The sequence below is a fragment of the Sphingomonas sp. NPDC092440 genome (assembly GCF_044754985.1).
Classification (GTDB): domain Bacteria; phylum Pseudomonadota; class Alphaproteobacteria; order Sphingomonadales; family Sphingomonadaceae; genus Sphingomonas.
Map to the genome: position 1 here is coordinate 49,738 of NZ_JBIVQA010000013.1, position 14,059 is coordinate 63,796.

Sequence of the window (14,059 nt, forward strand, 5' to 3'; positions counted from 1 at the left end):
TTGGACATAATGCCTAATCCGAGCCCCGAATCCCGCCTTTGATCGAGAACAAAATCCCTTTTGTCCGAAATCGATAGGGATTGCTGCGGGAATGGCGCGACTTGTGGTAAGCAGGAATCATCGCGAGCGACTCGGCTATCGGGCCAGCCTGCGGTTGAGTAACCTAGCGCGCTCCCCGCAGGAACAGGAGCATAGGGCCATGACTGTCAGAGACATGGAATATTTCGCCAGACGCGAGCGCGAGGAGCGCGAGCATGCAGAACGCAGCGACGACATGACTGCACGTCGCGTGCATCTGGAGATGGCCGACCGCTATTCGGCGCGGCTCCGCGACATCGCCGTCGCCGTCGCGCCCTGCGTCCAGGCCTGAAGGCTGGAGCCGGAACGCATATTCCCACTTCCGTCGTCCCCGTGCCGGCGGGGGTCCGGAACGGAATGGGATGGCGGCACCATCACGCGAACGCTTTCCGGAGGGGACGGGCTTGCCGCTCCTGCTCCGCGCCTGGCCCTGGATCCCGCCTGCGCGGGGATGACGGCATCCGCCGATTGAGGCGGGAACGCTAGAGCGACTCAATCCCGACCAGGCCGTAGCGCGCCAGAGCCGGCGCCAGCATGTCGGTCCGCGCGCTGCGCGCAGTGAACACTGCCCTTCCCGGCACCGGCGCCGAAGGCCAGCCCTGGCCCTGGGTGAGTTGCGCGACACGCCGGGCGATGCCGGGACCGCCATCGACGAAGCGCACCGGATGGGGGGCGGCGGCGGCGAGCTCGGCCTCGACCAGCGGGAAATGCGTGCAGGCATTGACGATCACGTCGATCCGTTCGCCGCCCGGCTGGCCGAACAGCCCGGCGAGCACGGCGCGCATCCGCGCCGGGATCGGCGGCACCCCTTCCAGCGCGGCCTCCGCGATCTCGACCAGCTCGGCGGAGCCGTGGCGCAGCACCGTGCAATCGCCGGCGAAGCGCGCCGCGAGATCGTCGACATAGGGCTGGCGCACGGTCGCCTCGGTGCCGAGCACCCCGATCACCCGCGTCTCGCTGATCGCCGCGGCGGGCTTGATCGCGGGCACGGTGCCGACGATCGGCACGTCCAGCGCGGCGCGGACATGCTGGAGCGCGATCGTCGACGCAGTGTTGCAGGCAATCACGATCAGTCGCGGATCATAGCGCTCGGCAAGGCGGCCCAGCAGGGCCGGCACGCGCGCGGCGATCTCGCCTTCGCTGCGGGTGCCATAGGGGAAACCCGCCGAATCGGCGACATAGACGAGCGGCGCGTGCGGCAGCAGCGCCGCGCAGGGCGCGAGCACCGAAAGCCCGCCCACGCCGGAATCGAAGAACAGGACGGGACGGTCGTCGGACATCGCCGCGCGGCATGGGCCGGGCGCGGTGCAGCGTCAACCTCGCCCCGATGCATCGGGCCAATACATCCGATTGGGCACCATCCGCGTCATTGCACCGTCCCCGCCAGCCACTATGTTGGCAGGCGCAGGGGGATGAATTGACAACCTACATTCCATGGCTCGTTCCCGCAGGGGTCTTGCTGCTCGGCTATCTGCTGGGCTCGATCCCGTTCGGGCTGCTGCTCACCCGCTTCTTCGGCGCCGGGGACCTGCGCCAGATCGGATCCGGCAATATCGGCGCCACCAACGTGCTGCGCACCGGGCGCAAGGGGCTGGCGGCGGCGACGCTGCTGCTCGATCTCGCCAAGGGCGCCGCCGCGGTGTGGATCGCCGGCACGCTCCTGCCGGGCGGCGGGATATTGGGCGGGCTCGCCGCGTTCATCGGCCATTGCTACCCGGTGTGGCTGCGCTTCAACGGCGGCAAGGGCGTGGCGACGATGATGGGCGTGGTGCTCGCGCTGCACTGGCCCTCGGCGATCGTGTTCGCGGTGGTCTGGCTCGGGCTGCTGGCGGTGCTACGCATCTCCTCGCTCGCGGGGATGAGCGCGGCGATCAGCGCACCGGTGAGCGCCGCCTTTTTCGGGCGGATCGACCTAGTGCTGATGCTGCTCGCGCTGGCGATGATCGTGCTGTGGAAGCACCGCGCCAACATCGATCGCCTGCTGAACGGCACCGAGCCCCGCATCGGCAAGAAAAGTGGCTGACACGCGCGAGGCGCGGCTGAGGCTGCTGCGCTCCACCAATATCGGCCCCGTCACCTATGCTCAGCTGATCGCCCGCTTCGGCAGCGCCGAGGCGGCGCTCGACGCGCTGCCGATGCTCGCGGCGCGCGGCGGCGGGCGGGCGCCGGTGATCGCCGATCCGGGCGCGGTGCGGCGCGAGATCGCCGCCGTCGAGCGGCTGGGCGCGCGCTATCTGTTCCTGGGGGATGCGGACTATCCGCCGCTCCTCGCCGAGCTCGAGAATGCGCCGCCCGCGCTGATCCTGCGGGGCCGGCCGGAGCTTCTCGCCCGTCCCGCCGTCGCCATCGTCGGCGCGCGCAACGCCTCGGCCGCCGCCTGCCGCTTCGCCCGCCAGATCGCGCTCGGGCTGGGCGAGGCCGGGGTAACGCTGGTCTCCGGGCTGGCGCGGGGGATCGACACCGCGGCGCATGTCGGCTCGCTCGGCAGCGGCACGGTGGGAGTGATCGCGAGCGGGATCGACATCGCCTTCCCGCCCGAGAATCGCGAGCTGCAGGAGCGAGTGGCACGCGAAGGGCTGCTGCTGGCCGAGCAGCCGCCGGGCACCGAGCCGCTCGCCCGTTTCTTCCCCGCGCGCAACCGGATCATCGCCGGGCTGGCGCTGGGCACGGTGGTGGTGGAAGCGGCGCCGCGCTCCGGCTCGCTGATCACCGCGCGAATCGCCGCCGAGGCGGGGCGCGAGGTGATGGCGGTGCCCGGCTCGCCGCTCGATCCGCGGGCGCAGGGTTGCAACCTGCTGATCCGCGAGGGCGCCACCCTGGTGCAAAGCGTGGACGACATTCTGGAGATGATCCGCCCGATCGATCCGCGGGCCGTGCGGGCGCCGACGAGCGGCTTTCAAGGCCCACCGATCGAGGATGCGAGCGATGCGGATCGTCGCGCGGTGACCGGGCTGCTCGGGCCGGCGCCGGTGGCGGCGGACGAGCTGATCCGGCAATCGGGGCTGGCGCCGGCGGTGGTGCAGACGGTGCTGATCGAACTGGAGCTGGCCGGGCGGCTGGAGCGGCATGCGGGGGGACGGGTGAGTTTTACTGGTTAATTCATAATAAAAATGATACCCCCTCCACTGGGGAAATGGGGGATTCGGTCAATGTCGCAGGATTTCTCGGTCTATATCGCACTGATCACGTACAAGATCTTTGTACTGATCGCCGGCATTGCACTCAGTTATATGGGATTTCGTTTGTTCGCACTCGCGCGAACCTCGCCCGCAGGCGATATGGAAGCCTCATGGGGTGAGTACAAGCTCAAGCTTGGCCGCGCGGCACCGGGGATATTCTTTACATTATTCGGCGCCGTTATCATCTGCTTCTCCATCTTCAAGGGCGTGCACTACAGCCGCGAGCCGATCCTAGCGGGCAGCGGCGAGATCGTTACCGTGGGCGACACGCCTGCGGGCAATATGGCTGCCCAGGTACCGTCAGCGACAGCCAGTCCTCAGAAGGCCGTGGAAGTCGTCCTGCCCGAAAAGCCGCCTTACTGAGGGAACAAAAGCCATGCGCCTCTTCGTGATCGCGCCCTTTGCCTTTTGTATTTGCGCATTGCCCGCAAGCGCTCAAGAGAGCGCGGACGCGCTCTATGCCAGCGCCCGCGCAGCCGTGGCGCGCAGCGATTGCCGGACAGCGGTGCCCCTGCTCGAGCGTTACAAGAAGATGGAAGCGGCCAATCTGGCGGCACATCCGGAATTTGCCGCAAGCATCAATCTGCAAATCGGCAAATGCTCCCCGCTTCAGACTCGATTGCTGCGCGACAAGGTGATTATCGACGGTCGACCGATCGGCATGAACGCCTCGATCGAATAGGCTCTTTCGTCGAGTTCATGCCCGTGGATTCTGCAATGCGCCCTACGGGGCTAGCAAGTCCCCGGACCGTTCCTACATCGCCGGGGCAATCCTCCCCACAAGGAACCCCGACATGGCCGACGCACTCGATCCCGCGAACAACCTGCCCGCCGGCTATGTCCCGCCCCGGGTGTGGGCCTGGGAGCAGCCGAGCGGCGGCCAGTTCGCGAACATCAACCGGCCGGTCTCGGGCGCGACGCACGACAAGGCGCTGCCGGTCGGCGAGCACCCGATCCAGCTCTATTCGCTCGGCACGCCCAATGGGCAGAAGGTGACGATCATGCTCGAGGAGCTGCTCGCCGCCGGCCATGCGGGCGCGGAATATGATGCCTGGAAGATCAATATCGGCGAGGGCGACCAGTTCGGCAGCGGCTTCGTCGGAATCAATCCAAACTCGAAGATCCCGGCGATGGTCGATCATTCGGTCGATCCCGCCATCCGCGTGTTCGAGAGCGGCGCGATCCTGGTCTATCTCGCCGAGAAGTTCGGCGCCTTCCTGCCGGGCGATCCGGCGAAGCGCGCGGCGACGATGAGCTGGCTGATGTGGCAGATGGGATCGGCGCCGTTCCTGGGCGGCGGCTTCGGCCATTTCTTCGTCTATGCGCCCTACAAGATCGAATATGCGATCAACCGCTATGCGATGGAAGTGAAGCGCCAGCTCCACGTACTCGACACGCATCTGGCCGACAACCGCTACATGGCGGGCGACGACTACACCATCGCCGACATGGCGATCTGGCCCTGGTATGGCGGCGTCGCGCGCGGGGACGCCTATCCGGGCGCGGCCGAGTTCCTCAACACCGCCGAATATGCGCATTTCAACCGCTGGGTCGCGGAAGTCGGCGCGCGCGAAGCCGTGCAGCGCGGCCGGCTGGTCAATCGCGGTACGGGACCGGAGGACCAGCGCGTGCCGGAGCGGCATTCGGCAGCGGATATCGACGCGGTGCGGGCGAAGATGCCGGCATAGGACGCCCCCCTCAAGGAAGGGGTTGGGGCGCCTGGTGGAGGCATGCGATACGGTATCCTCGGGCCCGGCCGCCGCAGTATGCCCGGACACGACCCATCCCCGCCCCCTCCCTTCCAGGGAGGGGAGTCGGCGGCGGAAGCCCGCTAGCGACCGGTATATTCCACTCGCGCCGTGCCGGTGGCCCAGACGGGCAGGTACAGCCCCTGCCCCGCCGCCTTGAGTTCGCCGGTGCGCACATCGGCGATGTCGGCGCGGATCACGAAATCCCCGGCGCGCTTCTGGACGATGGCGCGCCGGACCTTGCCGAGCAGCTTGTCGAAATCATGGGTGAAATTCTGGGTGAGCGATTCGGCCAGCGTCTCGGCGACGCCGGGGCTCTGGACGAGGCGGACGAGCAGGTCCCCCTCGATCCGGTCGGTCTCGCCCGAAACGGCCAGCTGCTCGAAATGGACGCGCTGCGAGCCCGGCGCGTTGACCGGCCTGGCGGTGAGCCAGACCAGGCCATGCGTCTCGGTCGTGCCGTTCCGCGGGCGGGCGGCGATCGTCAGGCCCACGGCAATGCGGCCGCCCGTGGTGCCATAGCCGGTCACCTTGTCGAACCGCGCCACCACCGGGCCGATGCCCGGCAGCTCGAAGGGCCGCTGCGCGCGCTTGGCCAGCGCCTTTTGCAGCACCGGCTCCAGCTGGGCATAATCGGCGATCACCGGGATGAAGAAAGCGAGCTTCGCGCCGTGCGCGTCGCGGCCGAGCGGCGGCAGGGGCGTCGGCGCCGGATCCTCGGGGCGCGGGCCGACGAACGTCTCGGTGAGCGCGGCCAGGCCGAGGCGCAGGCGCAGCCGGTTTCCGGCCAGGCCATAGCCGCCATAGTTGAGCTTCTGCGGCGTGATGCGCATCCACACCGGCGGATTCTCGGCATTGAGCTGCAGCGAGGTGAAGCTCTGCCGCCAGGCCTCGGCAACGCGGGCGCGCACGTTGAGCCTGGCGATCTCGCGCGGCAGCGTGCGCTCCAGATCGCGCACCACGGGGCGGAGCTTTTCGTCGGCCTTGTCGGTGAAGGTGATGCGGCGGCCGAGGAAATCGATGCCCGGCGGCGCGGTCCAGTCATAGGCCAGGCGGACGGTCGCCTGGGGCTGCCAGTTCGCGGTCATCGACAGGCGGACCCGGGCATGGACCATCGCCGATCCGGTGGCGGTCTTGCCCTTGAGGAAACCGCCGACATGGCGCGCGGCAATGGCCGCGCGGATCGGCACGTCGGCGATGATCTCGTCGCCCACGCCGCGCAGGCGGATCGCCGAGCGGGTGACCGTGCCGACCACGGTGCAGCCGAGATCGGGCGTGACCTTGAGCTTCCTGCTGAACAGCTTCACCCGCTGCGCCGGCACGCAATTGTCGATCCGCTGGTCGATCGACCAGAGCGTGCGCGGCACTGCCCGTTCGAGCGCACGGCTGAGGACGGAGACGTTCACGTCAAGCGGCACGTCGATCGCCGAGACCTGCCTGGGCACTTCGATGGCGTCGCTGGCCCGGAGCGGCGGCTCGGCCTTCACGTCGAGCGCGGCGCGGAGCCAGAGGAAGCCGGCGCCGGCGGCCGCCGCGAGCAGGGCGAGGACGCTTCCGAAGATCCACAGGCGCCGATGCGGGCGGCGGCGCGGCGGCGGCACTGTCTCTTCGGGCAATATCCTGCTCCCCCTCGGCCTCGACGAGTGATACCCGCAAAACCGCGCGAGGTTCCAGATCAACCGGGTTGACGGCTACCGTCTCCCCTCCCCACCTTACACGCGTACACGTGAGGAACGCCTACCCCCCATGCAGCTCGTCATCGTAGAATCGCCGGCCAAGGCGAAGACCATCGAGAAATATCTCGGCAAGGACTATCGCGTTCTCGCCTCCTACGGCCATGTCCGCGACCTGCCGGCGCGTGACGGCTCCGTCGACCCGGACGAAGGGTTCGCGATGGAATGGGAGACCTATGCCGACAAGTCCAAGCAGCTGAAGGCGATCGCCGACGAGGCGAAGAAGGCCGACCGGCTGATCCTCGCGACCGACCCCGATCGCGAGGGCGAGGCGATCAGCTGGCACGTGCAGGAAGTGCTGCGGAACAAGAAGGCGCTGCCCAGGGAAGTGGAGCGCGTCACCTTCAACGCGATCACCAAGCCGGCGATCCTGACCGCGATGACGCAGCCGCGCGCGCTGGATACCGACCTGATCGACGCCTATCGCGCCCGCCGCGCGCTCGATTATCTCGTCGGCTTCACGCTTTCGCCGGTGCTGTGGCGCAAGCTGCCCGGCGCCAAGTCGGCCGGCCGCGTCCAGTCGGTGGCGCTGCGCCTGATCGTCGAGCGCGAGCGCGAGATCGAAGGGTTCAAGGCCCAGGAATATTGGTCGGTCACCGCCGACATGGAGCAGGACGGCACGCCGTTCACCAGCCGCCTGGTCAAGTGGAAGGGCGACAAGCTCGACCGGCTGTCGATCGGCGACGGCAAGACCGCGGAGGCGGCGAAGAAGTCGGTCGAGGAAGGCCGCTTCACCGTGGTCTCGGTCGAAACCAAGCCGGCGATGCGCAACCCGCCGCCGCCCTTCACCACCTCGACGCTGCAGCAGGAAGCCGCGCGCAAGCTGGGCTTCTCGGCCAGCCACACCATGCGGATCGCGCAAGGTTTGTACGAAGACGGCGCCATCACCTATATGCGTACCGACGGCGTCCAGATGGACCCCGGCGCCATCCAGGAGGCCCGCAAGGCGGTGGCGACGCGCTATGACGGCAGCTATGTGCCCGACAAGCCGCGCGTCTACACCACCAAGGCGAAGAACGCCCAGGAAGCGCACGAAGCGATCCGTCCGACCGACTTCTCCAAGGACCGCGCGGGCTCGGGCGACCATGGCAAGCTCTACGAGCTGATCTGGAAGCGCGCGCTGGCCAGCCAGATGGCCTCGGCCCGGATGGAGCGCACCACGATCGACCTGGAGGACGCGACCGGCCAGCACGGCCTGCGCGCCACCGGCCAGGTGGTGCTCTTCCCCGGCTATCTCGCGCTCTACGAGGAAGGCCGTGACGACGCCCCGGTTGGCCGCTCAGGCCAACAGGCCGACGCGGCTGACGATGAGGATTCGCGCCGCCTGCCGCGGATGAGCGAAGGCGCGACCCCGGCCAAGAAGGCAGTCAATGCCGAGCAGCATTTCACCCAGCCGCCGCCCCGCTTCAGCGAAGCCTCGCTGGTCAAGCGGCTGGAGGAGCTGGGGATCGGCCGCCCGTCGACCTATGCCTCGATCATCCAGGTGCTGAAGGACCGCGCCTATGTCCGCGTCGAGAAGAACCGCTTCTTCGCCGAGGAGAGCGGCCGGCTGCTGACTGCGTTCCTGGAGCGCTTCTTCCAGAAATACGTCAACTACGACTTCACCGCCGAACTGGAGGAGGAGCTGGACGACGTGTCGGGCGGCCGCGCCCAGTGGCAGGCGGTGCTCGAGGCGTTCTGGAAGGACTTCAAGCCCCGCACGGCCGATGTGATGGAGCAGAAGCCGTCGGACATCACCGCGGCGCTCGACGAATTCCTCGCGCCCTATCTCTTCCCGGAAAAGGCGGACGGCAGCGATCCGCGGCTGTGCCCCAATTGCGGCAATGGCCGGCTGGCGCTGCGCGGCGGCAAGTTCGGCGCGTTCATCGCCTGCTCCAACTATCCCGAGTGCAAGTTCACGCGCCGCTTTGCCCAGCCTGGCGGCGAGGACGGTGCGGACAGCGGGCCGGAAGTGCTCGGCCAGGATCCGGACACCGGGCTCAATGTCGAGCGCAAGTCGGGCCGGTTCGGACCCTATATCCAGCTCGGCGAAGGCAAGGAAGCGGCGCGCGCCTCGATCCCCAAGGACGTCGAGCTCGATCTCGAAATGGCGCTCAAGCTGCTGAAGCTGCCGCGCGTGATCGGCGACCATCCGGAAACCGGCAACCCGATCACTGCCTCGATCGGCCGCTATGGCCCGTATCTGGCGCATGACGGGAAATACGCCCGGCTCGGCTCGACCATGGAAGTGTTCGAGACCGGCATGAACGCCGCGGTGGTCAAGCTGGCCGAGGCGGCGGCGAATTCGGGCCGGCCGGCCCGGGGCGCCGCGCGCGAGCCGCTCAAGCTGCTCGGCAAGCATCCGCGCACCGAGGCCGAGATCAAGCTGATGGACGGCCGCTACGGCGCCTATGTCACCGATGGCGAGACCAATGCCACGCTGCCCAAGTCGATCGACAAGGACCAGCTGACGCTCGAGGAAGCCGCCCAGCTGATCGACGCGCGCGCGGCAGCGGGCCCGGCCAAGGGCAAGGGTAAGAAGAAAGCCGCGCCGAAAAAGGCGCCCGCCAAGAAGGCAGCGCCCAAAAAGGCCGCGGCGAAGGCAGGATGAGTCCCGGCATCCGCGCGTTCGGGGAGGCGGACCTGTCCGCCTGCCTGGCGTTGTTCGATGCCAATTGCCCGCGCTTCTTCGCGCCGAACGAGCGCGCGGAATTCGTCGCCTATCTGCGCGCCCATGCCGGCGCGTACCGGCTGTACGAGCGCGACGGCCGGGTGATTGCCGGGTTCGGAGTCGCGCTGCGCGGCGACCGGGCGCGGCTGAACTGGATCATGGTGGATCCCGAGGCGCAGGGATCGGGAGCCGGCGGCGCGATGATCGCCGCGACGATCGCATCGGCCAGGGCAGGCGGCACCCGGGTGATCGATATCGCCGCCAGCCATCTCTCGGCGCCCTTCTTCGCGCGCCACGGCGCACGCGCGCGCCGCCGGATCGCCGATGGCTGGGGCCCCGGGATGCACCGGGTCGACATGGAGCTCAGCCTCGACTGAGGCCGGGCCGGCGGCTCAGGCCGCCCGCACCTCGAAACCGCGAAGCCAGGCCCGCGCGGCCTTCTGTGCCTCGATGATCTCGCGCGCGGTCATGTCCTCGGCAATCTCGGCGCGGCATTCCTGCGCACGCGTGTCGCCGGTAACGGCGGCGATGTTGAACCATTTATGCGCCTCGATCAGATCGACGCCGATGCCGTCCGCGCCGCTCGAATAGACCATTCCCAGATCGTAGCACGCATTGGCATCGCCGCGGGCCGCATCGCGCAGCCGGCTCTCGATAAGGAAACGCGCACTCTTCAGGCTGCTGCCCATGTCGCTTACCCCTTTCCACCCTTTCGTGGTGAATGGGGTTTGGCACTCGAATCCAAAACAAATGGTTAACGGCGTTAACCGTAATTGTTCAGGGTATCGCGATGTTGTCGATCAGCCGGGTGGCGCCGATCCGGGCAGCGGCGAGCAGGCGCAGCGGCCGGTCGGCGGAATAGGCGGCGACGGGCGCCAGCGTGCCGGCATCGGCGAGCGCGACATAGTCGATCTCGAAGCCGGCCGCGGCCAGCGTCTCGCGCGCCTGGACCAGCGCCGCCTCGACATCGCCGCCCTCCGCGATCGCCTTGCCTGCCGCGCCGAGCGCGCGGGGCAGCGCCACGGCCTTGGCGCGCTCCTCGGGCATCAGATAGGCGTTGCGCGACGACAGGGCCAGGCCGTCATCGTCGCGCTGGGTCAGCACCGACTGGATCTCGACCGGCAGGTTCAGGTCCAGGGTCATGCGGCGGATCACGGCGAGCTGCTGCCAGTCCTTCTCGCCGAAAAAGGCGAGATCGGGCTGGACCTGGTTGAACAGCTTGGCGACCACCGTCGCCACGCCGTCGAAATGGCCGGGCCGGTGCGCACCCTCGAGCACCTCGCTCACGCCCGAGACCGAGACGTTGGTCGCGAAGCCTTCGGGATAGACCAGCTCCACCGCGGGCATCCACAGCAGGTCCACCCCCGCGCCCGAGAGCATGCGCGAATCTGCGGCTTCCTTGCGGGGATATTTGGCGAGGTCCTCGTTCGCGCCGAACTGCTTCGGGTTCACGAAGATCGAGACGACCACGCGGTTCGCGGCGCGCCTGGCCGCGTCGACCAGCGCCATGTGCCCGTCATGCAGCGCGCCCATGGTGGGGACGAGGGCGATGCGCTCGCCCGCCTGGCGCCAGGCGGCGATCGCCTCGCGAAGGGCTTCGAGCTGACGGACTGTTTGCACGCGTTAACACTTTCGATAAGACGGAAGCGCGGCCTTCTATGGGGGGCGGGCCGATCGATCAATAAAGGATGTTGGGACGTTGAGCGAAGGATCGAAGCGGCTGCACGTTCTCGTATTCGCGAACGAGAAGGGCGGCACCGGAAAATCCACCACGGCGGTCCACACCGCCATCGCGCTCGCGTCGAAGGGCGCGCGCGTCGCCTGCTTCGATCTCGATCACCGGCAGCGCACCATGGGCCGCTATCTGGACAATCGCGCCGCGACGACGAAGCGCATGGGCCGCGAGCTGCCGATGCCGGTCTATGACACGCATGACGGCGAGAGCATGGCCTATTTCTCCGAGGCGCTCGACCGGCTGGGCACGGGGGCGGACTTCCTGGTGATCGACACGCCCGGCCGCGACGACAAGTTCGCGCGCATCGCCGTCACCAATGCCGACACGCTGGTCACCCCGATGAACGACAGCTTCGTCGATTTCGACCTGATCGGCCAGGTCGACCCCGATACCTTCAAGGTCGTCCGCCCGAGCTTCTATTCGGAGCTGATCTGGGAATCGCGCAAGCGCCGCGCCAAGGCGGACGGCGAGACGATCGACTGGGTGGTGCTGCGCAACCGCATGCAGCACATCGAGGCGCGCAACATGAAGCGCGTGTCGGAGGCGATCGACCAGCTCTCCAAGCGCGTCGGCTTCCGCGTCATCTCCGGGCTTTCCGAGCGCGTGATCTATCGCGAGCTGTTCCCGCAGGGGCTGACCATGCTCGACAGCCGCGAGTTCGGCGAGATGGGCCTGGCGCACGTCGCCGCGCGGCAGGAGCTGCGCGAGATGATGGCCGGGCTGGCGCTCCCCGAAGTCACCATGCCGCTGTTCGCCTGATGGCGAAGCTGATCCTCGCGGCGCTGGTCCTCTACGCGCTGTATCTGCTCGTGCTGCGGCCGCGCTCCAAGGGCCCGCGCATGCCCGAGGAAGAGGCGCGCGCGATCCTGGGCGTGGCGGCCGATGCCGATGACGAGGCGATTCGCTCGGCGCATCGCCGGCTCGTCTCGGCGGTGCATCCGGACAAGGGAGGGTCGGCCGAGCTGACCCAGCGGATCAATTCGGCCCGCGACACGCTGCTGCGGCATGGCCGCTGAGCCCTTGCCCCGGTAGGGCAGACTTCCGCGCCGCGTATCGCCGCGCTCCGAAGCCGGATTGAACTTTCCCCGATATTCGCGAATTAGGCCGGCAGAGATTCCCCCGGGAGGCATCATGACGCATCGTTTCGACCCCACCTCGCTGCGCGAGTACGACATTCGCGGGATCGTGGGGCAGACCCTCGGCCCCGATGATGCGCGCGCGATCGGCCGCGGCTTCGCTACCCTGCTGCGCCGCGCCGGCGGCACGCGCGTGGCGGTGGGGCGCGACGGCCGCCTCTCCTCGCCCGCGCTCGAGGAAGCGCTGATCGACGGGCTCACCAAGTCGGGCTGCTCGGTGGTGCGCACCGGCATGGGCCCGACGCCGATGCTATATTATGCCGAGGCCACGCTGGAAGTGGATGGCGGCATCCAGATAACCGGCAGTCACAATCCCGGCCATTACAACGGCTTCAAGATGGTGTTTCAGCACACCAGCTTCTTCGGCGAGCGAATCCAGCTGCTCGGCCGGATGGCGGCGCAAGGCGATTGGGACGAAGGCGACGGCAGCGAGACGGTGACCGATGCCGATGTCGAGGACCTGTACGTCAGCCGGCTGATCGCGGGCTATGCCGGCGGCGCCTATCGCGTCGGATGGGATACGGGCAACGGCGCCGCCGGCCCGGTGATCGAGAAGCTGGTCAAGCTGCTGCCCGGTGAGCATCACACGCTGTTCACCGATGTGGACGGCAATTTCCCCAATCATCATCCCGATCCTACCGACGAGAAGAACCTCGCCGATCTGAAGCGGCTCGTCGCGGAGAAGCAGCTCGATTTCGGACTTGCCTTTGACGGCGACGGCGACCGGCTGGGCGCGATCGACGGGCAAGGCCGCGTGATCTGGGGCGATCAGCTTCTGTCCATATTGGCGGAACCCGTCCTGCGCGTGGAACCCGGCGCCACGATCATCGCCGATGTGAAGGCATCGCGGATGCTGTTCGATCGAATCGCGGAGCTGGGCGGCAAGCCGCTGATGTGGAAGACCGGGCACAGCCTGGTGAAGACCAAGATGAAGGAAACCCATGCCCCGCTCGCCGGCGAGATGAGCGGCCACATCTTCTTCGCCCAGGACTATTACGGCTTCGACGATGCGCAATATGCCGCGATCCGGCTGATCCAGGCGATCCATGTGATCGGCAAGTCGCTGACCGAGCTGAAGGACGCGATGCCCCGGCTGGTCAACACGCCCGAGATGCGCTTCCAGGTGGACGAGAGCCGCAAGTTCGCAGTGGTCGACGAAGTGCTGGACCGGCTCGAAGCCGATGGCGCCGATGTCGACCGCACCGATGGCGCCCGAGTGAACACCCCCGATGGCTGGTGGCTGCTGCGCGCCTCGAACACGCAGGACGTGCTCGTCGCCCGCGCCGAGGCCCGCGACCAGGCCGGGCTCGACCGGCTGCTCGCCCAGATCGACGACCAGCTGGCAAAGAGCGGGCTCGTGCGCGGGGAGACGGTGGGGCATTGATGGCGGCCGGATCGGTTCCCGAATTCCTCGACGCGCTCGATCCCGCGCATCGCGCCGCCGTCGAGGCGCTGCGTGCGCTGGTCGCCGAGGCGGCGCCCGGGCTGGTCGAGGAATTGAAGTGGAACGCGCCGAGCTTCCGCGACGCCCAGGATCACAAGGTGACGCTCGGCATCGATCGCAAGGGCGGCATCCGGATCGTCCTGCATCGCGGAGCGACGGCGAAGGCGATGCCGGGCTTCCGGTTCGAGGATCCCGCCGGCCTCGCGCAATGGCCCGCACCCGATCGCGGGGTGATCCAGCTCCGCGACGCGGATGACGTCATCGCGCATGGCGATGCGCTGCGCGACATCGTCCGCCGCTGGGTCGCCGCCACCGCCTGATCGGCCATCGGGGCGATTCGACTCGCAATTCCGCCG

16 protein-coding genes are annotated in these 14,059 nt (G+C 68.1%); 12 read left to right on the plus strand and 4 right to left on the minus strand.

From position 1 onward, the window contains the following. Window positions 1-199 precede the first annotated feature (199 nt). On the plus strand, window positions 200-370 hold the full coding sequence (locus ACIQCS_RS19070) for a hypothetical protein (protein ID WP_345848786.1): 171 nt from the start codon (window positions 200-202) through the stop codon (window positions 368-370). Between the two features lie 190 nt (window positions 371-560). Here the strand turns inward: ACIQCS_RS19070 and murI are convergent, their stop codons facing one another. After that, a complete protein-coding gene (gene murI / locus ACIQCS_RS19075) occupies window positions 561-1,358 on the minus strand; it encodes a glutamate racemase (protein WP_345848787.1) in 798 nt (265 codons plus the stop codon). Between the two features lie 137 nt (window positions 1,359-1,495). On the opposite strand from murI, the gene plsY reads away from it, so the two are divergent. The 5 genes from plsY to yghU all read left to right on the plus strand — a co-directional run bounded on the left by plsY (window position 1,496) and on the right by yghU (window position 4,945). Continuing rightward, window positions 1,496-2,101: a glycerol-3-phosphate 1-O-acyltransferase PlsY gene (plsY, locus tag ACIQCS_RS19080; RefSeq protein WP_345848788.1), complete on the plus strand. Its 606-nt coding sequence runs from the start codon at window positions 1,496-1,498 to the stop codon at window positions 2,099-2,101. Further along, window positions 2,094-3,176: a DNA-processing protein DprA gene (gene dprA, locus ACIQCS_RS19085; RefSeq protein ID WP_345848790.1), complete on the plus strand. Its 1,083-nt coding sequence runs from the start codon at window positions 2,094-2,096 to the stop codon at window positions 3,174-3,176. Before plsY ends, dprA begins: the two co-directional genes overlap by 8 nt. 51 nt (window positions 3,177-3,227) lie before the next feature. Further along, window positions 3,228-3,620, plus strand: coding sequence for a hypothetical protein (locus tag ACIQCS_RS19090; RefSeq protein WP_345848792.1), 393 nt, complete (start codon window positions 3,228-3,230; stop codon window positions 3,618-3,620). Between the two features lie 13 nt (window positions 3,621-3,633). Then, window positions 3,634-3,939, plus strand: a complete 306-nt coding sequence (locus tag ACIQCS_RS19095) for a hypothetical protein (RefSeq protein WP_345848793.1) — start codon at window positions 3,634-3,636, stop codon at window positions 3,937-3,939. A 112-nt stretch (window positions 3,940-4,051) separates the two neighbouring features. Further along, complete coding sequence (gene yghU, locus ACIQCS_RS19100) at window positions 4,052-4,945, plus strand: glutathione-dependent disulfide-bond oxidoreductase (RefSeq protein WP_345848794.1); 894 nt, start codon at window positions 4,052-4,054, stop codon at window positions 4,943-4,945. Between the two features lie 143 nt (window positions 4,946-5,088). Here yghU and ACIQCS_RS19105 read toward each other — a convergent pair whose 3' ends face one another. Continuing rightward, on the minus strand, window positions 5,089-6,621 hold the full coding sequence (locus ACIQCS_RS19105; protein ID WP_345848795.1) for a DUF4403 family protein: 1,533 nt from the start codon (window positions 6,619-6,621) through the stop codon (window positions 5,089-5,091). A 130-nt stretch (window positions 6,622-6,751) separates the two neighbouring features. Between ACIQCS_RS19105 and topA the strand changes: the two genes are divergently transcribed. Next, entirely contained in the window at window positions 6,752-9,328 is a 2,577-nt protein-coding gene (gene topA, locus ACIQCS_RS19110; RefSeq protein ID WP_345848797.1) for a type I DNA topoisomerase, read from the plus strand. After that, window positions 9,325-9,765 carry a GNAT family N-acetyltransferase gene (locus ACIQCS_RS19115; protein ID WP_345848798.1) on the plus strand — a complete coding sequence of 147 codons (441 nt, stop codon included), beginning with the start codon at window positions 9,325-9,327 and terminating at the stop codon, window positions 9,763-9,765. Before topA ends, ACIQCS_RS19115 begins: the two co-directional genes overlap by 4 nt. 15 nt (window positions 9,766-9,780) lie before the next feature. On the opposite strand, the gene ACIQCS_RS19120 is transcribed toward ACIQCS_RS19115, so the two are convergent. Together ACIQCS_RS19120 and panC are read right to left on the minus strand one after the other, a co-directional pair. Continuing rightward, a complete protein-coding gene (locus ACIQCS_RS19120) occupies window positions 9,781-10,077 on the minus strand; it encodes a hypothetical protein (protein WP_167301298.1) in 297 nt (98 codons plus the stop codon). Between the two features lie 88 nt (window positions 10,078-10,165). Then, window positions 10,166-11,008: a pantoate--beta-alanine ligase gene (panC, locus tag ACIQCS_RS19125; RefSeq protein WP_345848799.1), complete on the minus strand. Its 843-nt coding sequence runs from the start codon at window positions 11,006-11,008 to the stop codon at window positions 10,166-10,168. Between the two features lie 79 nt (window positions 11,009-11,087). Between panC and ACIQCS_RS19130 the strand changes: the two genes are divergently transcribed. From ACIQCS_RS19130 to ACIQCS_RS19145, 4 genes are all read left to right on the plus strand, one after another. After that, window positions 11,088-11,882: a division plane positioning ATPase MipZ gene (locus ACIQCS_RS19130; protein ID WP_294053290.1), complete on the plus strand. Its 795-nt coding sequence runs from the start codon at window positions 11,088-11,090 to the stop codon at window positions 11,880-11,882. After that, complete coding sequence (locus ACIQCS_RS19135; protein WP_345848800.1) at window positions 11,882-12,139, plus strand: J domain-containing protein; 258 nt, start codon at window positions 11,882-11,884, stop codon at window positions 12,137-12,139. Before ACIQCS_RS19130 ends, ACIQCS_RS19135 begins: the two co-directional genes overlap by 1 nt. 115 nt (window positions 12,140-12,254) lie before the next feature. Beyond that, the gene (gene pgmG, locus ACIQCS_RS19140) at window positions 12,255-13,643 is read left to right on the plus strand and encodes a phosphoglucomutase/phosphomannomutase PgmG (protein ID WP_345848802.1); all 1,389 of its coding nucleotides are present in this window, start codon (window positions 12,255-12,257) and stop codon (window positions 13,641-13,643) included. After that, the gene (locus ACIQCS_RS19145; RefSeq protein WP_345848803.1) at window positions 13,643-14,023 is read left to right on the plus strand and encodes a DUF1801 domain-containing protein; all 381 of its coding nucleotides are present in this window, start codon (window positions 13,643-13,645) and stop codon (window positions 14,021-14,023) included. Before pgmG ends, ACIQCS_RS19145 begins: the two co-directional genes overlap by 1 nt. Window positions 14,024-14,059 lie beyond the last annotated feature (36 nt).